The sequence below is a fragment of the Collinsella sp. TM04-29 genome, from assembly GCF_003466565.1.
Taxonomy (GTDB): Bacteria; Actinomycetota; Coriobacteriia; order Coriobacteriales; family Coriobacteriaceae; genus Collinsella.
The window spans coordinates 81405-105466 of record NZ_QSPW01000002.1 but is presented as its reverse complement, the minus strand read 5'-3'; the positions used below and the strand labels follow the sequence as shown (position 1 = coordinate 105466).

Annotated in this window: 24 protein-coding genes; 3 read left to right on the top strand and 21 right to left on the bottom strand. The window is 57.0% G+C overall.

The window, feature by feature from the left end:
- Nucleotides 1-335 precede the first annotated feature (335 nt).
- Both DXD39_RS06065 and DXD39_RS06060 read right to left on the bottom strand, forming a co-directional pair.
- Entirely contained in the window at nucleotides 336-1508 is a 1173-nt protein-coding gene (locus DXD39_RS06065; protein ID WP_117803480.1) for an LPXTG cell wall anchor domain-containing protein, read from the bottom strand.
- Nucleotides 1509-1713: 205 nt separating this feature from the next.
- Nucleotides 1714-3330, bottom strand: coding sequence for an LPXTG cell wall anchor domain-containing protein (locus tag DXD39_RS06060; protein ID WP_147327463.1), 1617 nt, complete (start codon nucleotides 3328-3330; stop codon nucleotides 1714-1716).
- Nucleotides 3331-3545: 215 nt separating this feature from the next.
- Between DXD39_RS06060 and DXD39_RS06055 the strand changes: the two genes are divergently transcribed.
- On the top strand, nucleotides 3546-4952 hold the full coding sequence (locus DXD39_RS06055; RefSeq protein ID WP_158565458.1) for a LuxR C-terminal-related transcriptional regulator: 1407 nt from the start codon (nucleotides 3546-3548) through the stop codon (nucleotides 4950-4952).
- A gap of 52 nt (nucleotides 4953-5004) precedes the next feature.
- Here DXD39_RS06055 and DXD39_RS06050 read toward each other — a convergent pair whose 3' ends face one another.
- From DXD39_RS06050 to DXD39_RS06000, 11 genes are all read right to left on the bottom strand, one after another.
- Nucleotides 5005-5628 carry an AAA family ATPase gene (locus DXD39_RS06050; RefSeq protein WP_055251542.1) on the bottom strand — a complete coding sequence of 208 codons (624 nt, stop codon included), beginning with the start codon at nucleotides 5626-5628 and terminating at the stop codon, nucleotides 5005-5007.
- A 48-nt stretch (nucleotides 5629-5676) separates the two neighbouring features.
- Complete coding sequence (locus DXD39_RS06045; protein ID WP_117803477.1) at nucleotides 5677-6315, bottom strand: amino acid ABC transporter permease; 639 nt, start codon at nucleotides 6313-6315, stop codon at nucleotides 5677-5679.
- Nucleotides 6316-6318: 3 nt separating this feature from the next.
- Nucleotides 6319-7065, bottom strand: coding sequence for an amino acid ABC transporter permease (locus DXD39_RS06040; RefSeq protein ID WP_035136546.1), 747 nt, complete (start codon nucleotides 7063-7065; stop codon nucleotides 6319-6321).
- Between the two features lie 25 nt (nucleotides 7066-7090).
- A complete protein-coding gene (locus tag DXD39_RS06035) occupies nucleotides 7091-7966 on the bottom strand; it encodes a transporter substrate-binding domain-containing protein (RefSeq protein ID WP_082435536.1) in 876 nt (291 codons plus the stop codon).
- 8 nt (nucleotides 7967-7974) lie between these two features.
- On the bottom strand, nucleotides 7975-8706 hold the full coding sequence (locus DXD39_RS06030; RefSeq protein ID WP_117803476.1) for an amino acid ABC transporter ATP-binding protein: 732 nt from the start codon (nucleotides 8704-8706) through the stop codon (nucleotides 7975-7977).
- A gap of 247 nt (nucleotides 8707-8953) precedes the next feature.
- Nucleotides 8954-9397, bottom strand: a complete 444-nt coding sequence (locus DXD39_RS06025) for a GatB/YqeY domain-containing protein (RefSeq protein ID WP_006235801.1) — start codon at nucleotides 9395-9397, stop codon at nucleotides 8954-8956.
- 54 nt (nucleotides 9398-9451) lie between these two features.
- The gene (locus DXD39_RS06020; RefSeq protein ID WP_117803475.1) at nucleotides 9452-10675 is read right to left on the bottom strand and encodes a peptidylprolyl isomerase; all 1224 of its coding nucleotides are present in this window, start codon (nucleotides 10673-10675) and stop codon (nucleotides 9452-9454) included.
- Between the two features lie 187 nt (nucleotides 10676-10862).
- The gene (locus DXD39_RS06015; RefSeq protein WP_117803474.1) at nucleotides 10863-11330 is read right to left on the bottom strand and encodes a PTS sugar transporter subunit IIA; all 468 of its coding nucleotides are present in this window, start codon (nucleotides 11328-11330) and stop codon (nucleotides 10863-10865) included.
- Nucleotides 11331-11395: 65 nt separating this feature from the next.
- Nucleotides 11396-11863, bottom strand: a complete 468-nt coding sequence (locus DXD39_RS06010; protein WP_199572139.1) for a PIN domain-containing protein — start codon at nucleotides 11861-11863, stop codon at nucleotides 11396-11398.
- Nucleotides 11860-12204 (bottom strand): type II toxin-antitoxin system RelB/DinJ family antitoxin, encoded by a 345-nt coding sequence (locus tag DXD39_RS06005; protein WP_117803472.1) that lies wholly within the window; start codon nucleotides 12202-12204, stop codon nucleotides 11860-11862. The genes DXD39_RS06010 and DXD39_RS06005 overlap by 4 nt, the downstream gene beginning before the upstream one ends.
- A gap of 266 nt (nucleotides 12205-12470) precedes the next feature.
- Nucleotides 12471-13937 (bottom strand): ATP-binding protein, encoded by a 1467-nt coding sequence (locus tag DXD39_RS06000; protein WP_117803471.1) that lies wholly within the window; start codon nucleotides 13935-13937, stop codon nucleotides 12471-12473.
- Between the two features lie 479 nt (nucleotides 13938-14416).
- Here DXD39_RS06000 and DXD39_RS05995 point away from each other — a divergent pair, with 479 nt between their 5' ends.
- Nucleotides 14417-14983: a Crp/Fnr family transcriptional regulator gene (locus tag DXD39_RS05995; protein ID WP_117803470.1), complete on the top strand. Its 567-nt coding sequence runs from the start codon at nucleotides 14417-14419 to the stop codon at nucleotides 14981-14983.
- A gap of 10 nt (nucleotides 14984-14993) precedes the next feature.
- Here DXD39_RS05995 and DXD39_RS05990 read toward each other — a convergent pair whose 3' ends face one another.
- The 7 genes from DXD39_RS05990 to purF all read right to left on the bottom strand — a co-directional run bounded on the left by DXD39_RS05990 (nucleotide 14994) and on the right by purF (nucleotide 22009).
- Nucleotides 14994-15512, bottom strand: coding sequence for a zinc ribbon domain-containing protein (locus DXD39_RS05990; RefSeq protein ID WP_117803469.1), 519 nt, complete (start codon nucleotides 15510-15512; stop codon nucleotides 14994-14996).
- 597 nt (nucleotides 15513-16109) lie between these two features.
- On the bottom strand, nucleotides 16110-16472 hold the full coding sequence (locus DXD39_RS05985) for a hypothetical protein (protein WP_158565456.1): 363 nt from the start codon (nucleotides 16470-16472) through the stop codon (nucleotides 16110-16112).
- Nucleotides 16450-16785: a zinc-ribbon domain-containing protein gene (locus tag DXD39_RS10085; RefSeq protein WP_147347894.1), complete on the bottom strand. Its 336-nt coding sequence runs from the start codon at nucleotides 16783-16785 to the stop codon at nucleotides 16450-16452. Before DXD39_RS10085 ends, DXD39_RS05985 begins: the two co-directional genes overlap by 23 nt.
- A 928-nt stretch (nucleotides 16786-17713) precedes the next feature.
- The gene (locus tag DXD39_RS05980; RefSeq protein WP_117803467.1) at nucleotides 17714-18100 is read right to left on the bottom strand and encodes a hypothetical protein; all 387 of its coding nucleotides are present in this window, start codon (nucleotides 18098-18100) and stop codon (nucleotides 17714-17716) included.
- Between the two features lie 289 nt (nucleotides 18101-18389).
- The gene (purN, locus tag DXD39_RS05975) at nucleotides 18390-19088 is read right to left on the bottom strand and encodes a phosphoribosylglycinamide formyltransferase (RefSeq protein ID WP_117803466.1); all 699 of its coding nucleotides are present in this window, start codon (nucleotides 19086-19088) and stop codon (nucleotides 18390-18392) included.
- Nucleotides 19078-20181 carry a phosphoribosylformylglycinamidine cyclo-ligase gene (purM, locus tag DXD39_RS05970; RefSeq protein ID WP_055251557.1) on the bottom strand — a complete coding sequence of 368 codons (1104 nt, stop codon included), beginning with the start codon at nucleotides 20179-20181 and terminating at the stop codon, nucleotides 19078-19080. The genes purN and purM overlap by 11 nt, the downstream gene beginning before the upstream one ends.
- A gap of 157 nt (nucleotides 20182-20338) precedes the next feature.
- Nucleotides 20339-22009 (bottom strand): amidophosphoribosyltransferase, encoded by a 1671-nt coding sequence (purF, locus tag DXD39_RS05965; protein WP_117803465.1) that lies wholly within the window; start codon nucleotides 22007-22009, stop codon nucleotides 20339-20341.
- A 285-nt stretch (nucleotides 22010-22294) separates the two neighbouring features.
- Here purF and DXD39_RS05960 point away from each other — a divergent pair, with 285 nt between their 5' ends.
- Nucleotides 22295-23524 carry a putative ABC transporter permease gene (locus DXD39_RS05960; protein ID WP_117803464.1) on the top strand — a complete coding sequence of 410 codons (1230 nt, stop codon included), beginning with the start codon at nucleotides 22295-22297 and terminating at the stop codon, nucleotides 23522-23524.
- Between the two features lie 90 nt (nucleotides 23525-23614).
- On the opposite strand, the gene DXD39_RS05955 is transcribed toward DXD39_RS05960, so the two are convergent.
- Complete coding sequence (locus DXD39_RS05955) at nucleotides 23615-24031, bottom strand: molybdenum cofactor biosynthesis protein MoaE (protein ID WP_117564036.1); 417 nt, start codon at nucleotides 24029-24031, stop codon at nucleotides 23615-23617.
- Nucleotides 24032-24062 lie beyond the last annotated feature (31 nt).

Below are 24062 nucleotides of genomic sequence, written 5' to 3'. Positions count from 1 at the left end.
GACTTTTTCTATGCCGGCCGCCCAAACCACCACGATGGGGCAGGCACCTTTGTGGTGGTTTGGGACTTGCCCGGTCGTTTTGTCTCAATCTGTAACAGTTGGAGTCCGTTGAGCCCTGCAGTTGTTACAGATCGAGATATTGTGCCGGCCGCCCACGCCGCATCTCAATCTGTAACAGTTAGAGACCAAATATGCCGCCTGGTGTTACAGATCAAGACGTTGGGCTGACGGCCGAACGGTTCATCTAAATCTGTAACAGTTAGAGGCTAAATATCCCGCTTGGTGTTACAGATTGAGATTGTGCTGAAGCCGAGGATGGGCGCCGTCGCCAAAACCTAACGCTTGCGGCGCTTGGTCGCAGCGATGCCTGCCGCGGCAACGGTTGCGCCGGCGATGCCCAGGGCGGCGACCGTCATCGCGGCGCTATCGCCCGTGGCGGCCAGGGCGGTGTCGGCTTTCTCGGCCGGAGCGGCCTTGGCGACCGTTTTGGTCACCGTAATCGTCTTAGCTGACGTTACGGCAGGCTTGACCTCCGGTTTGATCCCCGGCTTCTGCTCGGGCTTCACCTCGGGCTTCACCTCGGGCTGCGGCGCCGGCATCTCCGGGTCGACCGGGACCGGCTTAGCCTCGGGCGTAAACGTCAGGTCGGTGATTAGCCATAGCGTACGGAACAAGCCGGGAACAGGCGCATGCTCGCTTGCCTTATCCACCCGATAACTGCACTCCACGCCATTGACCATCAGTTTAATGTTAGACGTAAAGAAGAAATCCCACGCCGGCTTAAAGTACAGGCCATAGCGATAGGTCACACCAGATTTAAAAGCGTCGATGTGGTTGGTGATTTTCCGGTCCCAGAATATATCGGAGTTCACTTCACTGCCATCGCTGCCCGTCCAGAACTCACACTGAAGAATGGAGTTCGAGCCCGCCGGAGTGTCTGCCGTAAAGTCCGGTTTATCGCCCGCCCTAAAGATGGTGGTGGCGTCGTCAATCTCGATAACGTCGATAGTTTGCCAATCATCAACCGGCTGCTCGCACAGCATATTGGCCGCATTGGGCGCAAACACGCCATCGACGGTCTTATCTGTCACGTCGGTCACACCATGCGACGTAATGGCGTCGTTTGCCGGCGCGGCGGCGTTGTCGCTGGGATTGTTTTGTTCAGCGGGTGCCGCATTGTTAGACTCATCGGCGGCGTCAGCCGGAGTCGTCTGCTGAGGTTCGGCGACAGTTTGTGCCGCCAGAGCAGCGTCGGTTGCAGGCGTGGTCGCCGGAGCCGCATCCTCCGCAACTGCCGGCGTCACCAGAGCCGCGGCAACCTCGCCCGTCGCGGCGGCGGAATCCGCGCACTCGGTCGCGAGCGCCACGCTCGGCAGCAGTAGCTGGACGATCATGAGTGCGCACGCACCGACGCTGGCAATCTTCACGCCCACGCAACGCCAAGTACCGTGAACGAGCGAGCAAGCGCGCTCGCGCTGGGTTTGCTTATCAAAGTGGCTTCCGTTCATAACGGCCTCCCTAATCGAAGGATTAACGCCACTACAAAGGCGCCTGTCCCTTTGCGGTGGTCCTGTACAACCAAGATGCGCCAAATGGCCCCGTACGCCTAGGTTCGTACATGCGAGCCCAGGCTGTTACCTACGAAAATACAAAAAGCTGCCGCGAAGACACTTATGCCCACACAGCGGATGAAAATGGCTGTGAAAGCTAATGCTAGCTGCTGCGGCGCTTGGACGCGACGAAGCCGGCGCCGATGACGGACGCACCGGCAATGCCGAGGGCCGCCGCCGTCGTCGCGGCGTTGTCACCCGTGGCGGCCAGAACACCGGAAGTGTTTTTGGCTCCGGCAGCAGTCTTGGTCGCAACGGTCGTGGTGGTCTTTGCGTCCTTATCTACGGGCTTGAGGTCAGGCTTCTGCTCGGGACTTGGCATGGGATCGGGCTCCGGAGTCGGCTCGGGGTCCGGCGTCGGCTCCGGCTCCTGCCCGTCTCCAAAACCAATCACTACATCATGGGCGACCTCAGAAGAACCGACGATATCCGTAATCGCAGACGAACCGGCAACACCGACGACCTGCCCGTTCTGGGAACTCGGCCATTGCCCTGCATCGACAACCTTTTTCACATCGCGCACGGCACCATCCATCGGAGTCGTAATCGTCGCGCTCCCGCGCAAATCGTTCACGCTCAAATCAATCATCGCGGCACGGAACAGTGTCGCATTCGCGACGTTGCGGTTGATCGCATAGATTCCCGCAGTCGCGCCCGAAGCTTCAATTTTCGATTTGCGAATCTTGATACGAGGCGTTTCTGAACCGGTGTTTGCCTCTGCCATGATTCCAAAACTTTGATTGCGGGCGGCATCGATGCCGTTTGCAGCAGACAGGCTTCGAGACGTAAGATTCGACTCCTCGACAAGCATCCACACCGCACCGCCTTGCGAACGTGCGCTGATGCCCGCCGAGAGCGAAGCCGCACTGCCGGCGGAAAGCGCGACATCGGCTCCGTTGATAATTTTCATGAGGGTATTCTTCTTGATACCGACCGTATTGATGCACGCGGAAACCTGCCAGGCATCGGCTGTCTTGATCGACAGACTGGCGGCATCGATGGTGACATCGGCACCGCGCTCGTAAGCGGAATCCGGCTCTTCCTGCTCGCCTTCCTGAGCAGCGTGTCTGTTGGGAATGTTATCGGCAAAGATACCGTAGATGCCCTCCGCTGGACGCCAAGATCCTTCTGCCGATTTTGCCTCGATTTTGACATCGGCGCCCTTATCGATCGTCACGTTGCCGGCCGTCGCGCGAATGCCCGTCGCCTTGCCCGCTGCGCCCGAAGCCGTCACGTTGACGTTGGCGCCGCTAATGGTCACATCGCCGCCCGCATTGCCGTCGCCTTCCGCCGCAATCACATCGGTCTGAGCCGTCGCATTCAGGGTGCCGTCGCCGGTAATGGCAAGGCTACCGTTCTTAACAGCAATGGCACTCTGCCCGGCGTCGGCCGTGATGGTGTTATTGCCAGCCACGCCGATAGTGAGGTTTCCCTGAGCACTGATGCCAGCACCGTCGTAGCCGTTGAGCTTCATGTCGTCGGCGCCGTCCCAGGACCAGGTTCCGGCATCGTCGCCGGCGGCAGTGCCCCTGTTGTACTGCGTGCCGCCGACGCTGACCCACTCGGCGGCGAGCGCCACGCTCGGCAGCAACAACTGGCCGACCATGAGCACACAGGCCCCCGCGCAGGCGAGTTTTACGCCCACGCGGCGCCATGTTCCGTGGGAGAGCGAGCACGCACGGGCGCGGTCGATTGGGTTGTCATGGATTTGCTTTCGCATGTAAGCCTCCTTGTCGTAAGGGGTGCTTCTGTAACACCATGTTACGGGAAGATAGCCGGATCCCGGGGCACAAATTCTCAAGTGGCGCATCTGCCAGCGCAAAAGGCAACGAGCATGCGATTGCCAGGCGCACCCCGCCCCCCCCGAAAGGCCCGCCCCTACCGCCATGGTCTACAATCGAGGGCACAATCATTCGTCCATCCAAAGGACCGTCCTTGAACCTAAGCAAGCCTAAAATCAACGCGCTTCTGGCACTCGCGCTTTTTACCTTCGCCTTTCTTTCCGCCGAGTTTCGCTTCGACATCAATGTCGGCCTGCTCGCCGGTGCCGAACGCGTTGTAATCGCACAGGGCTTTATTCTGGGTGCGAGCGTGCTCGGCTTTATCGGATACGCGCCGCTGCTCGGGCTCGCACAGCGCAAAGGCCACTCACTGGCAGCCGTCAACGCCGCCGCCGTCCCTATCGTCATCGTGGGCCTGACCCAAATTCAGCTCCCTACAGCCCCGCTAGTGCTCGAGATTCTGGGCTGCGTGGCGTTCTTTGGACTCGGCCTGCTGGGCGCCGCCGCTCACCACGCCTTTTCGTTGGCATTCCAAGACGATTCCAAGCTCGCCACCGGCGCGGGAGCAGCCTATGCCGCGGGCATCCTGATGCAGTTCGCCGTCAACCTGCTCAATTGCGGCAGTATCGTCGAGCCCATCATCCTGGGCACCGCAACAATCATCATCTCTGCCCTCAGTGCCGTTCCTCAAGAGACCGCCGAGAGCCCGAACTCCCGTATCAATCCCTTTGTTGAGCCCTCTCACGCCCTCGCCAAACAGGCATGCTGGAGCATCGCGCTCGTCATGATTCTTGCCTGCTTGTTCTCGACCCTCGACAACGTGGTCACTCTCTCCAACGCCCACGGCACCATTGCCGTGCAAGCATGGCCGCGCCTCTTTTTGGCTGCAAGCGGCCTTGCCGCCGGTGTTATCTTTGATCTTGCCGAGCGCCGCTACATGGGACTTGTCATGCTCGGCATCGCCGTGCTCTCGACTATTTCCATCCTGGCCGTGGAGGCCGGCGCCGATCCCAACCTGGGCCTTGTCGTCTTTTACCTGAGCTCGGGCTTTTTTGTCACGTTCTTTACCGCCACGTTTACACAGCTGGCAACGCGCATGCATGCGCCCGCCCTCTGGTCCGGCATGGGACGCGCCGCCAACAATGCATGCGCATTCACCACATCGGGCATCTCGCTTGCCCTCGTGACCTCGGGCAACGTTGCCCTCATCATGATCGGCGCGCTCGTTTTGCTCGTCGCCGCCTGCGCGGCATTCGTGGCAGCCGGCTTGTTCCGCCTGCCCCAAACCGAGCAGGAGCGCAAACATCAACAGCTTGCTGAGGAAGCGCTCGCCGCGCCCACCGTCGAGGAGCAACGCCAGGCCTTCATCGCCAACCACGCTCTCACCCCGCGCGAAGTCGACGTGCTCATAGCCGTGACCCAGGACGAACGTCCGCTCAAGCAGGTCGCCGAGGAGCTTGGCATCTCGATGCGCATGGTACAGCGCCACCTGAGCTCCATCTACCAAAAGACCGACACGCAAACGCGCGCCGGTCTCACCAAGGCCTTCCCCTCGGCCTAAAACAAAAACCACCACAAAGGTGCCTGTACCCTTTGCGGTGGTTTTTGGTCGGCTAGCCTTCGAGTTGAGCCACTTTGTAGCGGTAGGCAGCGGCTATGACGTCTTTGCAGCCTTCGCGGCCCAGCTTGGCGCGGTTGACGACGATATCCTTGCCGCTCGTCATCTTCCACTTTCCGGCACTGTAGCGCTTATAGAACGCCTCGCGCGCCTTCTGCTGCTGCTTGACCAGCTTGGCGCCCTTCTTTTTATTAAGGCCACGCTTCTTGCGCACAATCTCGACGCGGTCCTCAAAAGGAGCGGTCACCAATACGGCAATGTGGTTGGGGTTGTTACGCAGCAGGTAATCGGACAGGCGGCCTTCGATAATGCAGCTCTCGGTCTCGCCCAGGTCCAAAATCACCTGGCTCATCTTCTGGAACAACTTGTCCGAGTACGAACGCGCGTCGTAGCGGTCGGGCAGGAACGCCATGTTCTCCACGGCCAGACGCTCGTCGTAGGCGGCCATCTTGTCGAGCGACTCGCCCGCGCGCAGCGACGCACGTACCAGCAGCTCGTTATCGTACAGCGGAATCCCCAACTCGTCGGCAAGCATGCGACCAATCTCGTGGCCCTCGGCGCCAAAGTCGCGCGCGATGGTAATGACCACAGGATTCTTCTTATTCTCCAGATCGCTCATCGCGATTCCTTTCTCTATGTGACAAAGGGACAGTCCCTTTGTCACATTCTACGCTGCCACCATTCGCCTCTGATATGCGCGAACCAGCAGCGAGATACCAAAGTTGAGCACAAAGTACATCGCAAACACCAGGCCGTAGAGCATAAGCACCTGCGACAGGTCGATTGCGTGGGCCATCACGACGTTTGCCGTGTACATGAGCTCGGCCACGTTAATACCCGAAAGATACGAGCTGTCCTTGATGACGGTCGTGCACTGGCTAAACAGCGCCGGAATGATCGTCTTAAACGTCTGCGGCAGAATGATGTAGCGCATGGTGGCAAAGAAGCCAAAACCCTGGCTCTGCGCTGCCTCAAACTGGCCGCGCGGAATCGAGTTGAGACCGCCGCGCACAATCTCGGCCATAACAGTGCTGGTAAACAGCGTAAAGGCGATGGTCGAAATCACAATGTCCAAACCCTGCACCGTAAAGTAGATAAACAGAATCCACAGCAGGTTCGGCGTGCAACGGAACAGCTCGATATAGGCGCTCACCAAAATACGGAACGGACGGGGCGCATAGCTTTTAACAAGCGCCAGCACCGTGCCAAAGATGAGCGAGAAAAAGATCGACAGCGCCGAGATCTCGATTGTCTTAACAAAGCCGCCCCAAATGTAGAGCAGGTTGGTCGCGTTGAAGATTTCCATGCGCTAGGCCTCCTCTACGTTGTCGAGCCCCAGCTCGGCCAGGCTCACGCCACGCGGACGCTCCTTGGAGCGGCGCTCGAGCCACTGCACCAGCATGGCGAGCGGAAAGCAGATGATGAAGTACATAAGGCAGCAGACGATGTATCCCTGCAGGTAACCGTACAGACTCACAAAGTTGTCGGAACGGTACATAAGGTCGCCGCCGGCCACAAGCGCCAGCACCGACGTGTTCTTGACTAGGTTGAGTGCCTGGTTGCACAGCGGCGGCAGAATGATCTTGAATGTCTGGGGCAGCACGATGTACCAGTACGCCTGCGCACGGGTGAAGCCCTGGCTCTGCGCCGCCTCCATCTGACCGCGCGGAACCGCCTCGATACCGGTGCGGATGACCTCCGAGATGTAGGCCGCGTGATACAGGCCCACGCCCAAGAAGCCCAGCACGAACGGCGCGATGCGCACCGGCTGGTCGGCACCGGTTATGGCCTGCAAAAACTGCGGACCAGCCATGTACATAAAGAGCACCTGCACGGGCAACGGGGTGTTCTGGTAAAACTCCACGTATACGCGGCTTATGGCGCGCAGCACGCGCGAACGGGTGGTAGAGAACACACCCAGCAACGTGCCCAGCACCAGCGACAGCAGCAGACCGGCAACGACCACCTGTAGCGTCACGCCAAAGCCCTCCCAGAAGGGCCCCATGTTTTGAAATGTCGTCGACCAACGGTCGGCGTCAAATAATCCTTCGAGCATTTGATTCCTTCCTTGGACGATGCGCCTATACAAGACCCCAGGTCTTGACCTCTTGGTCGAGCCAGCCATCGGCCAGGCGATCGCAAATCACCTGATCGACCACGGCCGAAAGGTCGCAGCCCTTCTTGGTCGCCACGCCGTAGCCCTGCTCGCCAAACTTGACCTCGGGCTGCAGCAGCTCAACGGTCTCGTTCATGTAACCGGCCAGCGTGGAGCGGTCCATGGCAAAGACGTCGATATTGCCGGCATCGAGCGAACTCTTGATGATGGGGTAGCCGCTAAAGGCCCTAAACTCGGGCTTACAGCTAAAGCCGTTGTCCTTGATCATCTGCTCGATCAGGCCCTGCGTGGTGGCACCCTGGCTCACGCCAATGACCTTGCCGTCCAAGTCCTCAATCGAGGTAAAGCCCGAACGCTTCTTGACCATGAGTCCCACGTAGTCGGTGCGGTACGGCGTCGAGAAATCCCAGCTCTTCTTGCGCTCGTCGGTGATGGTGTAGGTCGCCGCGACCACGTCGAGTTGGCCGTTATCGATCAGCGGGCCGCGCGTCTTGGGCGTTACGTCGGTAAACTCGACAAGCTCCTGGGCGCGGGCCTCCTTGTAGCTCACGCCAAAGACGGCAGCGGCGATCTGGTAGCACAAATCGACTTCCATGCCCTCAAAGCGGCCCTTGGCGGTGTCGTAATAGCCATAGCCGGGAACGTCCTTCTTGACGCCGGCATTCAGATGTCCACGCGACTTAATGGCCGCAAGCTTGGACCCCTTGTCGGAGCCCTCGCCGCTGGTGGAGTTGCCGCAACCGGTAAGCGCGGTCCCCGTCAGCGCAAGCATGCCGGCGCCAGCCAGCTGCAAAAAGTGACGGCGCGACACGGCCGCCCTCGTCATATCCGTCATGTCCATCACCGCGCCTAGTGCAGAATCTTGGACAGGAACTCGCGGCAGCGCGGGTTCTCGGGGTTATCGAAGAAGTGCTCGGGCGTACCCTCCTCCAGAATGCGGCCGTCCTCCATAAAGATGACGCGGTCGGCCACCTGGCGCGCAAAGCCCATCTCATGCGTCACACAGATCATGGTGATATCCTCCTGCGCGAGCTCAATCATAACGTCCAGGACTTCCTGGACCATCTCGGGGTCGAGCGCCGAGGTCGGTTCGTCAAACAGGATGATGGGCTGCTTAGTGCACAGGGCGCGGGCGATGGCGATACGCTGCTGCTGACCGCCCGAGAGGTTCTGCGGATACTCACCGGCCTTATGTGCCATACCGACGCGCTTGAGCGCGGCGACGGCGATCTCGGTCGCCTCCTCCTTGCTCTTCTTTTGCAGCTTGATGGGCGCGAGCGTCAGGTTGCCGAGCACCGTCATGTTGGGGTACAGGTTGAACTGTTGAAACACCATGGAGCTGTACTTGCGAGCCATCTCCAGGTGATTCTTCTTGGTAAGCGGCGTGCCGTCGATAATGACCTCGCCCGACGTGGGCTCCTCAAGATAATCGACGCAGCGGATGAGCGTCGACTTACCCGAACCAGAGGGCCCGATCATTACGAGCTTCTCGCCGCGCTTGACGGTGAGATTGATATCTTTGAGCACATGCAGGTCGCCAAAGTACTTGTTGAGATGCTTGATCTCGATCATGTCTGCCATGAATGTCCCTTCCCTGCGTTTACACGAGTTGAACTATTGTACGGAAAGAACGACGTTTCCGCAGCCCACACTACATTCCCGTAAAGAACCCGCAACCTTCCACCCACTCATTGGGGACAGACTTAAATGAGTACCTGCTCATTGGGCACTCATTTAAGCCCGTCCCCAATGAGTGCCCAGCCCAACAAAAAAGGGGCGCGACCGCGATGGTCACGCCCCTCAGCATCGGCTATGTGTCGGCCGGCACTTACGCCAATTTTGCGCCGACGATCTTTGCCGCGGCCGGCTTATCGAAGTTGCCGCCGGTGGCCTTACCCAGAGCGCCCATGACCTGGCCCATCTGCTTCTTGGACGTGGCACCCAGCTCGGCGATAACTTGCTCAATCAGAGCCTCGAGCTCCTCGCCCGAAACCTGCGCGGGCAGCAGGCTCTCCAGAATCTTGACCTGCTCGGTCAGGTTGTCGGTACGCTCTTGGTCGGTGCCGGCCTTGATGGACATCTCCAGCGTCTCGCTCGTCTGCTTAATCAGACGCTTGATCATGCTGTTGACGTCTTCCTCGGTCACATCGCGACGCTCGTTGACCTCGATGTTCTTCACTTCGGCCTTAACCTGGCGAATGATGGACAGGCGAACCTTGTCCTTGGCCTTCATGGCCGCGATCATTTCCTTCTGCAGCTCTTCGTTGGTCATCTTCAAATCCTCCTCAATAGCGTGGGCGGCACTCGCGCGAGCACCGCCCCATGATTACTCAGTCGTCGACGAATCGTCGGTCGAACTCTTGGTGACGCCCTTCAGGCTCACGTTATAGGGTACGTCCTTGGGCATGGGGTTGACGGTAATGTCGGCGTCCTTCTTGTACTGCTCCAGCCACTCACTGTATGCAGTGCTGGCCGCCTGCGTCTTCACCACGTTGGAGACATACTTCTTGATGGCCTTGGGCACCTGGTTGATGTCATCAACCTGATTATCGACATGGAAGTAGTCGGTGCACTTGATGATGTGGTAACCATAGGTCGACTCGACGACTTCGCTCACGTCGCCCTTGTTGAGCCCCTCGAGTGCCGTCTGGTAGCTGTCGACGAAAGTGGTGAGCTTATCCCAGCCCACATCGCCCTTCTTCTCCTTGGAACCGGTGTCCTCGGAGTACTGCTCAACGGCGTCCTCAAAGCTCAGCTCACCGGAGTTGATCTTGTCCAGGCACTCCTGCGCTTTGGCCTTGGCGGCGGCCTTGTCCTCGTCGGAAGCGTCGGAATCGACCTTGATCAGAATATTCGACGAGCGACGGGCGTCATTGTAGTTGGACAGGTTCTCGTTGATGTAATCGACAATCTCGCTGTCCTTGGGCTTGCTTGTGGGCGCCACGGCATCTTTGAGCTTTTGCTGCGCCAGGCTCTCCTTGAGCGAGCTCTTATAGGTGTCTTCGGTGTAGCCGTAGGTCTTGAGGGTCTTCTTAAAGGCCTTGGCACCGCCCGCGCTCTTGCACGCGTCCTTCCAAGCCTTCTCGACTTCCTCATCCGACACCGTCACGCCGTTTTCCTTCTGCGCCTGCTGAAGCAGAATCTGCTGCGTGTAGGAATCGATGAGCTGCTTGCGGTACTTCTTGGGCGTAAGGTCGTTGTTGACCAGGTACTGCGCCCAATCCTTGTCCTTGGTATAACCATAGGACGTGCGCATGCTCATGATCTGCTTGGTCACGGTGTCCTCGGTGAGGTTGGTGCCGTTGATGGTGGCAGCCACGCCACCAGTGAGCTTATAGCCCGAGCTGGCGCTTTCGGTCTGCGACATCAGGCCGGAGCACGCCATGGCCGAGACGGAGAGCAGCATCGCCAGCACGCCGATGACCACCAGGACAATCTTGACGGTCTTGGACACATAGGTCTTGCGCTGCTTCTTGCGAGAGCTAGAGGCGGCGCGGGACCGTTGCTCGGACGCCGGCGCGACCTCGGGGTTCTTTTTCTTATTTGCCATGTTTGGCCTTTCGCATCACGAATCGAACAAACGCCATTGTGTCACAACGCAGCCCCCGCGACACGCCTGGTGCATGGGAGACGGGTTAATCTGCACCATTTTGGTGCAAAGGGGACAGGTCTGGCAGTTGACAGTTAGGGACGTTCCTTTTCTGCCGACAGTTAGGGACAGCCCCCAAGTGCCGGCCTTAAAAGTGGCGGCGGATGGCGTCGACCATGCCCTGCGGCGTGGTCTGGCCGAGTACATCGGCTGCAGCGTCGGCATCCATAAAGATATTCATAAGCGCTTGCAGGGCCTCGACCTGGCCGCCCGGCTCGGCAATGCCCAGATTGATGATAATCTGCGCCGGCACCGGGGCGCCCATACCCGCCATCGCGCTGAACGTCACAGGTGCAGCGGGCTTTACCACCGCGATATAGGGCTTGGCCACAAATCCCGGATCGGTATGCGGAATGGCGATGTTTGCCGCCGGCATAGCGAGACCCGTGGGATAGGCGTCCTCGCGCGTGCGGACGGCGTCGAGCCAACCCTCGGCAATGTAGCCGCGCGGAGCGAGCTCGTCCTCGAGCTGCGCAAACACCTCATCCGGCGTCGCACACTCCCAATCAAAAAACACCAGCTCGGGCGAGAATAGCATCTCGGCGTTATCCGCCATACCGTCCTCCAAAGTTGCATGAGGTTCACAATGCCCCATATGATAGCGAAACGAGACAGGCAAGGTTAGTCGAGGATCCCGATCATCTCGAGAGCGCGGGCAGGCGTCAGGCAAACTTCGGGCATCGCCTCCAGCATGCGCCGGTCGCTCGTGACCACATAGTCGACATCTGCCGTCTCGCCCGAAGCAATGATGAGGTTGTCTTCAAGATCCGGCATGTGCTTGCCAAGCATGCGCGCCATTTCGCACTCTGCCAACGAAAGCGGAGAGGCCGTCGCCACCTGCATCATGTGCTCAATGCAGGCCCACGACGCCGAGGCAAACGACACGTTAATCCCATTCGCATTCCGCCGGGCTAGGCGCCGAGGCAAAATGTAGAACACATCCTTTGCCGTCGTCGGCGCGTACAGAAGGTCAATCTTTCCCGCCTCGGCAAGCTCCACCAGGCGCTTCGCTTCGTGGAATGCCCCCTCTTGCAGGTAATAATCAAGCCACACATTCGTATCCACAAGCAGGTGCTTTGCCTCGATCATCGGCAATTCGCCTCCATGTCGGCAATCATCGCGTCATACATATCATCGCGTACGGCATCCCAGTCTTCCACAGACGATTCAGCTGGCGCAAAATCCGAAGCGCTTAGCCCCAACGAGGAAAAAACTAGGCCACACCCCTGCTCGGCCAGGCTCTCCGCACGGGGCGCCTCGCGCTTATCCGCCACCATAAATCCCGGCAACGTTTGATGCTCGACAAGATAGACCCACAGCGCGCGAATGGCATCGCTCGCCCCCAATCCATTGCGAGCCAGGACCGCGTCGCCACCAGCTTTGAGCATAGGATCGATTCGTGTGTTGAGCTGCACCGTTGCCGTACCCATAGCGGCTCCTCTCTACCTGCTAGCAGTATAGCAAACATGAAAGGCCACGCAAAAGGACCCCGCCCGCACACGGACGGAGCCCTATCGGATTTCTTGGGATGCAAATAACACCCGTCACGTTATCCAGGGTCCAAACTCAAAAAGGCAATAAAAGCTGAGGGGGCACATGTGATTCCATATGCCCCCTCAGCTTTTTCGATAGTTAAGTCACAAAAGCGCTTCGTCATTAACAAACACAAGCTGTCTCATTTTCCCACTTCTGCCCTTTAGGCCCAATACGGAATATACCTTCGATATTTGGCGCCCGCATCCTCGTCCTCTTCCTTTATCAATGTCTCTTCCAGGCACTCTCTGATTAGACGAGACATCGCCACCGTGTTTTTCTTTTCATCGGAAAGTCCAAAACGCTCTCGCAGTGACTGATTGCTCATCGACTCGCCTTGGGCGTACAAAAGACAAGCATGCCAGTACACAGCATTTTTTCGTTCGCTTTTTTTCATTCGAGTATATGGGCAATCGCAATAGAGCGTCACGAGTGTTCCCAGCCCGCCCTCACTCTTGATAACCGGTGAAGGCATGCCGGCTTTTTCGAGCGAATCTACGATTAAATCCCAGCCCGTACCGCCTTCTTCGCAAAGATCCATTTGGCGCATGAGAGACGCCATCATCGAATTGCGCGTTTTCGGCTGCGCGTTGAGCACGCGTTCTGCCGGAATAAGCGTTGTCCCGGGATTAGAAAACTCGATGCGATTGTCGTAAATCGCAACAAGAGGCCCCGCCGTATTGTCAGCAATGTCTTGATGGATCACGGCATTTGATAGCAGTTCGCGAATCGCCCTTTGGGGGTAGGCCGTCTGGATGCGTCGAAATGCGCCATCCAACGTCTCAACAGCCGGAATCATCGACATGATCAGTTGCTCAGCCTGCGGGAGCGCTAAAGCGTAACCCTTATCGATTTCAGTATCACCAATAATGTCAAAGCTGCCTTTTCCCGCATATCGCACAATTCGCAGCATGCGTTTTCTGAGCTCCGGATAGCGAGAGAGCCTCTTTCCCACCAGAAGCACCCCCAAGCGCGTCGTGCTATAACGGCCGTTGTCTTGGCGATGAATCAGCTCTTGCTCACAGAGAGCAAGAATTACTCCGTCCAGATCGACGGGTCTCCTCAATCTGCACAGCTCAAAATATGCATCAATATCCAGAATCTCGGCGACCTCTTGAGGCGTCAGATCGCTCTCAACTACAGCAAGCTCCGCGTTCCCCGCCTGCAAGCGACGCCACAGCTCCGCCTCTCGCGCACTACCAGGAAGCAGTTCTGCCGTCGAAGATCCCTCTCGGATGTAGGCGGTCTTATCAAAATAGACCGGCTGAGCATTCGCGGCGTGCACTTTCAGCACCACAAAGTGCTTTGTCTCATGGTCAATAACCGCAAACTCGTAATTCGCATTGTTTGAGAGCGCAAGCTTGAGCCACATCAAAAGCTCTTGGTTTCCCTTGCCCTTTGCGTGATATGGGTTGAACTGGGTACCCACAAGCTCATGAGTATCGTCGCTCACGCCCCAGATCTTATAGGCATATGCACGGCCGCAGTAAGCGGCGGCGTTGGCAAGCGCAGAGATGTCACGCCCCGTTCTAATGGGGTCGCTATTACTCTCTTTAAACTCAAGCCACTCGGTTTCATCAGGATAGCCGATAAGTGAATAAATCAGCTCCATGCCATCTGCTTCACCCATTGAGCCTACCTCCTTGCGCTCATTTTGATAACAAAATGATAAATAGATGATAAATAGAATTCTGCGCAATTTGAAGCTGAAGGCCAAGTTTTCTGATCGTTTTCCCAGATAATCTCAATGCTGGAAGCTTTGTTCTCTGCGAAAGAGTCGACTACCGTAATTGACAGGCAAGAAGATCTGGCCCCGGCGTCAAAAGGAACTCAAGCAGCAGGGAATGTGATTAAACTAGTGACTATCGCCAAGTAAATGGGCGTTGTCCTTATCCAGCATCATGTCCTTCGAACAAATCGAGCGGCAGCGGCACAGCAACGAAAAACACAGCTGGCAAATAGTGGCGCAGCGGCACTCCATTTTTATGTATTTCTGAAATTTCCGAAAAAGCCAGAATCTCATTAGCATTTGATAATGCCCCCCCCCCGACGACGTATCTTATTCTTGGTTAGCATTTGTTAACGATATGTGCCCGTTGGAGCGATTCCGTGTCCCTAGATCCGAATTTTTTCTGTCAGTACGCCCCTTGCGACAACCAAAACCTATTAGCCGAGCTAGTGGCAATGGCTTCAATCCAGCAATTTCAAAAAAGGGAAATTATCCTTGAAATGGGTACCCAGCAAAAATGGTTTTACCTTTTAAAACAGGGGGTAGCCTGTTCGTATTCTCTACAAAGCGATGGTTCGGAAATCACTGACTGCATAATGGCGGAACCGGGCATGCCTGTAATGCCTAGCCCCGAGTTTGACATTCCATCTCCGACTTATATTGAAGCTTTAACAGACTGCACGCTCGTTCTTCTTAAGATAAGCGATGTTCAAAATAAAGCCCAATATAATCCAGGACTTGCAACTCTCATTAACCGATATCTATCAAGGGCTTGGCACGATCATTATAAAACCGAATCCGCGCTTAGGCTGCTGCCGGCTCGCGACCGCTACAAATGGTTCCTCGAAGAGTATCCGGGGGTTATCGATAGGGTCCCCCATTCGCGCATCTCATCATTTTTGGGTATGTCGCCGATCACGCTTTCGCGCGTAAGGGCAAACATATAGCAGCGAAACGCTATTTCCTTTTACGTTTTATCTCGACGGTTATTGCTGAGCCGCATTCAGGACAAAAGTTAATCTCTCTACTGTATGCAACCCTACACTTCTTGCAATAACGCCATATGTCGCCCATATCAATAGGGCTAGCGCATACTTTACAGAATTGAGCATCTATCTCGTTTTTTGTACCGCAGCATTGGCATTCGATCTCATCGCAGCAATTGGGACGTTTTTTCATTGGAGGGATCGGACAAGGATGACGTCTTGGCACCAAGTCTTCAATTTGGGCATAGCAGAGGCGCTGGCTCTCTTTGATGTTTATCAGCATGCCGATTCGATGCTCGATACTCGACCGTATTTCATCTTCGCCCTCGCTTTTAACGATATCGTCGCATAACGCATCCACTAGAACCTGATAGTCATCTTCAAGTCTTCGCGCTTCTTCTTCAAGATCATAAATCAACTCAATGCGCGGCGTGGATCGTTCACCTGCATCAAGATGGAATGGCTCATGATCAACTGGCAGCAGTGGCATATATCCTCCTCATAGCCCGCCTGTTAACTATCGCAATCAATTACTAACCAGCCATTGTCGCAAAAGGCGATGGCGGTCTGGTCCCCAACATACAGCACCCCAGCAGACATAACATGTCGCTGCGGCACAATGACATCATCTGTCTTGCGCCACGCATTAAGGCCTTTCGTTTCAACCGCGCAATCTCGACACAGCTACTTGCGGCCTCCGTTCCGAATTTCCCAGTATTTAATGTCATCCAACGTTTCTTGGATCCGATCCATCTTGGCATCACGCAATAAAAAAGCCATGCCCTGACGTCACTCGCGACAAAAATTGCATGCCCGTATCAAGCCAAGATGAATCACGGCCAACCGAAGATGGTGGCATATCCATATTCTTCGCTTGACCTTTACCATCGATCACTTGCCACTTAACCTAAGTCTTTCCAGAAGCCAATGGCGGCCGAACATCGTTGACTTAAAGCTTGTTGGCAAGATAAACGAAATCACCGGGTGTCCAAATTAAATCGGGCACCCGGCTACCAGTATTCTTATATTTCTGGCCCAGCTATGCATTTCAGTCATCAATAAACGCTATATCGCTATCTAATGCAGTCTAGACAATGCTCCTGATTGCACCCTCCGCTTGGGACAGGAGCCCTTTCATCTTTTTCTTTTGCATCCAGCCATTAACGCCCGTTAAATCGGATTCGCCCAAGAGAGCATCGCCCATCCATCCCTCAAGCACAATTTCCCTTTCGCCAAAAGCGATCGTAAAATTACGCTGCAGCATTAACACGCCGTCGCCCTTCGACCAACAAGGTTCACCCTTAATTAGTTTCTGTTGAAAACCGGCGCCCTCAATAATGCTCTTCCAAATCTCTAAGACCCTTGGCGTATCAATTTGACCGTGCGCACAAATCGTTATCGTTGTCCTCGGCATCTCAAGCCCCTTCTTATTGACCCAACTCTTGACCACAGTTCGGACAATGTTTTGCATCTCCTATAATCCGGGTTTGGCAATAAGGACATACTTTGCCTTTATTCCGCGTCGAATCAATATCAACCACATTCTTGGATGCATAGCGCACACTTAGAAATAGAAGCGCACCGACAATCAATAGAACGAATCCGATTCCAATAATTGCTAAAACCGAAAGCTCCATGCTGGTAAGAGGGGCTTTAAACGTATAACGATGAGATAACATCGCTTTTGTTATTAGCCCGTAGACCAGCGCAAAAAGACCCAAGCCAAATGACAGCAATGCAACGGTTTCCTTTTTTGGTTTCATTAGCCCCACCCTCCAACGAGACAATTAACCCTTCAAAATCTCGCAATCGATATGGCCCCACCGTTCAAATTTCTAGAAAACATGGTGGCTTTAATGCCATAGCCCTCGTTTGGGCTCGAAATCAAACACGAAATTTTTTAGACGGATTTTATTATCCACGCTGGCAACAAACAGGCATTAGCATTTGATAACGCCCCTGTGACAGACCGCAGTCGAAGCACCATAATTGTCGACGGAAGAACCGCTTTGAAGTTCCACAAGCTGCCCGCGAAAAAGGATCGAAAATAATTGATTTCGGCCAAAACAAACTTGTTTTCACTTATTAGAAAAGGGCATAGCCAGAGCGTATGGCCTCTCAGCCGACGGAGATGAAGTAACCGATTGTCTCGTCTTCGTTCCCGGCACTCCGGTTATGCCAAGCGCAGACACAACAATGCCCTCTCCTGAATGTTTCGAAGCTTTAACGGATTGCACTCTCATTAAGCTTAAAATTTCGGATTTCTGCAGAGCAGTAGAAAGCATCCCTCAACTTTTGTCCATTTATAATTCGTTGCTTGAGAGTGCATGACACAATCACTGGAAAGTCGAAAACGTCATCGGGCACCTCAGCGCAAAGAATCGATATGAATGGTTTCTGAGGGAATATCCTGGACTGATCGATGCTATTCCCCATAGGAATAGCATCGATTTCTCGAATGACTCCGGTAACCCTGTCTCGTGCGCGAAGTCAGCATCGGACTCAATCGGCATCTGAGCAACAACCGCACTAGCAGCAAACGGCTCAATCTGAGCAAAAAGAGGATGCGGACTGGTGAACAATTTTTACTTTAATGTGTGCCGGGCTCGTGACAATGATGTTTGTCACGAGCCCGGCACGGTATTCATCTATGGCATTCCCCATCTTCACACGGTCGGCGTGCCTTAGCTCTCATTCTCTCGTGTACGTTTCGTTGTTGATAACAAGCTCATCCCCATTGAGAAAATAGAGCCTATCATCCGCCTCTTCAGCTTCCTCTTTGCTGCTGGCTTTCTTCCAATGTTGAGAGCTGATATTTCCTTGACTGCTACTTAGAACCAATGTCTCGTCTTCTTGAATCGTATAGCGATCGCAGCTTTCCAGCCACGCACCGTTATAGGTAAAAGGAACCGAACAATCACCATTCTCATCAAATTGGAGAATTTCGTCTCCGTCGTCGTTTGCCCAAGTTCCAACAATCGACTTCTCACCACATCCAACTAGACCAATCAGCGGGACAGAAGCCGCGGCAACGGCCATTTTAATTGCTGTTCGTCTCGAAAATAATTGTGCACCCATCTTTGCTCCCAACAGACAGCACCCGTACAAAAGATAATTTGATTATCCCCATAAGATTATTTAGCGCATTATCATTTGATTATGGTCCGGCGTATCCCGAGCACAAAGAAGAGCAAATGGCTCTATTAGGCTAAATTAATCTCTTGCCGGAGCGCGCCTCTTGGCGAAGCAATTGGACTATGAACATCAAGCTGTAGCGATTGTTTGCCTCAAACAACGTAGATCGCAATGCATAAAAAATGGCGGCTAAGCGCACCTCTAACGCTTAACCGCCAACACGAACCAACGACTAACGCGCCGCATCAATTGCGACCTTGCCGCTCTCCAGCACGTGGACGCGACCGTCGGCGAGCATTTGCACGACCTCGGGATACAGCACGTGCTCAATCGCGTGGATGTGCTCCTCGAGCGTGTCGACATCCCAGCCCTCCTCAACAGCCAGTGTGCGCTGGGCGATGATGGGACCGTTGTCGTAGATCTCGTTGGCAAAATGCACGGTCACGCCAGTTACCTTGACGCCGCGCGCAAAGGCATCGTCAATCGCATGCGCACCGGTAAAGCTCGGCAGCAGCGCCGGATGCAAGTTGACCACGCGGTTGGGAAACGCCGCCAGCAGCGGCGTGTGCACCATGCGCATGTAGCCGGCCATGACCACATACTCGCAGCCGCGCTCGAGAAGCTCGTGCGCGATGATCTCGTCGGCGGCAATAGGGTCGGCGTAGACATCCTTGGACAGCGTGAGCGTCTGGATGCCCGCGCGCTCAGCGCGCTGCAGGCCCTTGGCCGAAGGACGGCTCGACACCACAAGCTCAATCGAAGCGTTGAGCTTGCCGGCGGCGATCAGATCGATCAGCGCCTGCAGGTTGGTACCCGAACCGCTGATGAGCACACCGATCTTGAGCGGCTCTGCCGTATCGGTGCCGGTCGGACGGGTGTAGGGCACAAAGCCCAGGCCCTCACTAGCAGCCATCTGCTCGTTAGCGCTCATCGGAGTACACGACCTTACCGGAACCCTCAACGCACTCGCCCACGCGGAACGGCTTCTCGCCCAGCGCAACCAGGGCCTCGGTAACCGCGGCCTCGTCCTCGGGGGCGACGATCAGGCACAGGCCAACGCCCATGTTGAAGGTCTTGCATGCCTCGTTGGGCGCGAGCTCGGCCTGGCGCGACACGTAGGTGATGACGGGCGGAACGTCCCAACCCATCTCGGCACCGTTGCGGGTGACCACAGCGTCGACGTCGTCGGCGAGCGCGCGGTTGAGGTTCTCGGTAATACCGCCGCCAGTGATGTGGGCGATAGCGTGCACGTTGGCGCCGCCGCGCAGCAGCTCCAGAATCGGCTTGACATAGATGCGCGTGGGGGCCAGCAGAGCGTCTGCCAGCGATGCGCCGCCGAGTTCCTCGAGCGGACGGCTCAGCTCCTCGGCCTTAGCGGCGGCCTCGGGCGTGCCCGGCTTAATACCGTCGACGCCGATGACCTTACGCACGAGCGAGTAGCCGTTGGAGTGCACGCCGGTGGAAGGCAGGCCCAGGATCACGTCGCCGGGGCGGACGTTCGCGGGGTCGAGCATCTTGGGACGATCGACGACGCCCACGGTAAAGCCGGCGAGGTCGTAGTCGGCCGGAGCCATAACGCCCGGGTGCTCGGCCATCTCGCCGCCCACGAGCGCACAGCCCGCGAGCTTGCAGCCGTCGGCCACACCCTTGATGATCTTTGCCATGTGCTCGGCCTCGATGTGACCGATGGCAACGTAGTCCAGGAAGAACAGCGGCTCGGCGCCCGAAGCCAAAATGTCGTTGACGCACATAGCGACCAGGTCCTGGCCCACCGTCTCGTGACGGTCCATGATCTGGGCGAGGACGAGCTTGGTGCCCACGCCGTCGGTACCGCTAATCAGAATCGGGTCTTCCATATCCTTAAGCGCGGCGGCCGAGAATAAGCCACCAAAGCCGCCGATGCCGCCGATAACCTCGGGGCGATTGGTGTCCTTGACCATCTGCTTAATAGCGTCAACGGCGCGGCCGCCCTCGGCGGTATCGACGCCGGCATCCTCATACGTCACATGCTTGCTGTCGCTCATCTGAGCCTTCCTCTCCCATTACCGTGGCGCCGCGCGGGCGCCAAACGGTGCTCATAGTTGCGTTCATTTCGGCGCGCGCCATAACAGCACGCGCCGTCATATCAACAAAACAGCAGGTGAAACCTACCAAAATAAACCTGTCCCTAAATGGCAGGTTTTAGGCCTCGCCGTGTTCCTCTTCCCAACTGCGGTCGTCGTATTTCTCGACCACGGCGTCGTCGTCAAAGTGAAGCGGCTTGTCCAGGTTGCGGGGCTTAAAGCCCTCCATGAACTTGTCGCGGCCAAAGCTCTCGGGAATCGCCACGGGGTAGCGTCCAGTAAAGCACGCATCGCAGTAGCCGCCCTTGGGCATGACCTTCAGCAGGCCCTCGACCGAAAGGAAGGCCAGCGAATCGGCGCCGATATACTCGCAAATCTCGTCGACCGTCTTGTTGGCGCTGATAAGCTGCGACTGCACGTCGGTATCGATACCGTAGAAACACGGCCAGATGACCTCGGGCGAGTTGATGCGGATATGAATCTCCTTGGCGCCAGCGTTGCGCAGCATCTTGACGAGCTGCACCATGGTGGTGCCGCGCACGATGGAGTCGTCGATGACGACCAGGCGCTTGCCCTCGATATTGTCGCGCAGCGGGTTGAGTTTCATACGCACGCCCATGGCGCGCAACTCCTGCGTAGGCTCGATAAACGTACGGCCCACGTAGCGGTTCTTGATAAGGCCCTCGCCAAAGGGAATACCGCTCTCGTGCGAATACCCCTCCGCGGGCGGCAGGCCGGAGTCGGGCACGCCGATGACCAGGTCGGCCTCGACGGGCTCCTCGTGTGCCAGCTGGCGACCCATGTCGTAACGGCAGGCATAGACGCTCTTGCCGTTCATGATGGAGTCGGGGCGGGCAAAGTAGACCTGCTCAAAGATGCAGTTGGCGGGCTCTTCGGCTGCAGGCACGCCCTGCTCGGATACCAGGCCCTCGGCGCTGATGCGCAAGATCTCGCCGGGACGGACGTCACGGACGTACTCGGCACCCACGATGTCGAGTGCGCAGGTCTCGGAAGCAACGACCCAGCCGCCGGCGCGCGTGACACGGACGGCGGAGTCGACCGTTGCAGCGCCGTCCTGCGACGGCAGCTGCGAAACGGCTGCGGCATCGGCCTGGTCCAGACCCTCGTCCACCAGCTTGCCCAGCACGAGCGGGCGAATGCCGTGCGGGTCGCGGAAGGCGTAGAGCGCCTGCTCGTTAATGAGCGTCATGGCGTAGCCGCCGCGCACGAGCTCCATGGTCTTGCGAATGCCCTCGCGCAGATGGCCCGTACGCTGGGTAAAGTAGCCGATGAGTTTGGTCGCGACCTCGGAATCCGAATTGGAGAGGAATGGCACGCCCAGCTCGATCAGCTGGCGGCGCAGCTCGTCGGTGTTGACCAGAGTGCCGTTGTGTGCGAGCGCGATAATGACGCTATTGATGGTAGAAAGATGCGGCTGCGAGGCTTCCCAGCTCTTGGCACCGGCGGTGCCATAGCGCACGTGGCCCACGGCCAGCTGACCGGAGAGCGTCGACAGGTCGGCGTTGGAGAACACGCGATCGAGCAGTCCCAGGTCTTTGCGAACCATAACCGTGCCGCCGTCGCCCACGGCGATTCCCGCCGATTCCTGGCCGCGATGCTGCAGCGCGCGCAGACCAAAGTACGTCAGTCGAGCCACATCGCGATCGGGTGCCCACACACCAAAAATGCCGCATTCCTCATGCAGCTGGTCGGAGTCCGGATCATACGTCGACATGGTCTTCACCTGTCCCGCGGCGCGCTCGGCCGCGTGGATGGTTTCTTGAGACATGGCATCCCCTCAGAGCCTCGTTATTTGGCGTTACCTGCCCTATTATACGCACGGCAAGACAAGCACTCCCGCGCATGAACAGCGCTTTTTAAAAGCCCACCGAGCTAATAATCAGTTTTGTTGCCAAACATTTTATCGGTCTGTCCAGTGCAAGCGCCCGCGCCCCCAGATGGCCGCCGCGTCCACCGTTGGGGATTACAAAGTTGCAATTGGGACGTTCGTCCTGTCTTTTGGCAGGTCGGCGGCGTATCCTTATAACCTACAACAAAGCGAGAAAGGTTCTGTATGGATCGAAACGAACTCGACCCCAGCGTCCCCAGCGCCACGGAGGTCAAGAAGATCCCCCTCATCATTAAGGTGTACGCCGTCCTGTGCATCCTGTCCGGCGTGGGCACGCTCCCTTCGGTCGGCGCCTTTATGTGGCAGGTCATCACCGCGCTCATCAACGGCAACGCCGCCGCCAACCTCGGCGACAACACGCTCGTCGCAGTCGGCCTTATCGTCGCCGGCATCATGCTCTCTGCGGCAAGTGCCGTCATCCTAATCATCTTTGGCCTGGACCTTATCAAAAACCAGCGCCGCAACGCCGCCCGCCTGTCCTACATCCTTATTGCATTCACCGTCGTCGAGCTTTTGGTCGACGTGATGCTCCAGGGCATCGGGCCCTTCCTGCTGCGTCCCGCGATCCAGCTCGGCATCCTCGTCGCACTTTCGGCAACCGTCGACCCCACGCTTCGTCAGGAGCGCGAACTGCAGCGCCGCCTGCAGGAGATGCTCGACCGCGACGCCGCCGCCGAGGGCATGCTCGGGCGCGATGAAACCGGCGAAGGCTACATCAAGCTCAACTACTTCAACCTGTTCTGGGTATTCTTTGTCTGCTGCGTGCTCGGCCTGATCGCCGAGGACATCTGGCACATGACGGTCGACGACCCGGGCGTCTACCAGAACCGCGCCGGCATGCTGTTTGGTCCCTTCAGTCCCATCTACGGATTTGGCGCCGTGCTCATGACCATGGTGCTTAACCGCTTCTACAAAAAGAACCCCATCATCATTTTCCTGGTGAGCGCCCTGCTCGGCGCCAGCTTTGAGGTGTTCGTGGGCTGGTTTATGCAGACCGCGTTTGGCGTGGTCTCGTGGAGCTACTCGCACATAACGCTGTTCGGTTTGCCCGATCCGCTCGTGGTCCTCACGGGCGGACGCACCTGCACGGGCTTCGCCTGCCTGTGGGGCCTGGGCGGCCTCATCTGGATCAAGCTGCTGCTGCCGAGGCTGCTTAAGCTTATCAACAAGATCCCCTGGAAGAGCCGCTACTCGGCCACCGTCATCTTTACCGTTATCATGCTGGTCGACGGCGTCATGACGCTGCAGTCGCTCGACTACTGGTACCAGCGCGTTAACGGCACGGAGCCGGACATTCCCGTCGCACAGTTCTACGGAGAGCACTTCGATAACGAGTACATGGAAAACCGCTTCCAGAGCATGACCATGAGCCCCAAGGATGCGACGCGCGTGTAGCGCCCACCGCGCCCAAAACGCAAAATGCCCGCCGGTATCACACGTACCGGTGGGCATTTTTATAAACGATCCTTCTACCGACGCAAGCCTCTACGCCTCGCGCTCGACCTCACTCACGCATTCGTTCTTAATGGTGCCAACGAGCGCCTGCAGCGCATCGACCACGTGCGGGCGAATGTCCCCGCCGATGAGCACGAGCATGATGTCGTCACCTACGGCAAGCTCGCCGCTTGCCAGCCACACACGCACATAGCCGATACCCGGCATCGCACGCGTCGCCTCGATAGCAGCCTGCACCTTCTGAGCATCGAAGCCAAACACCATGCCGCCCACCTTATGCCCAGGCGCCACGCCATCGGTCTCGACTCCGCGCACCTCAGCCTTGGGCGTCGCGCGCACCACACCGTTATGCGTCAGATACATCCCACAGCCTGCCGCCGAAGCATCGGCCTTGGCCTCGCGCAGCCAAGCATCAATCGAAGGCATCAATTTGCCACTCTCGAGCATCATTTCTCCCTTACCGTCGTCGAGTAGCCAA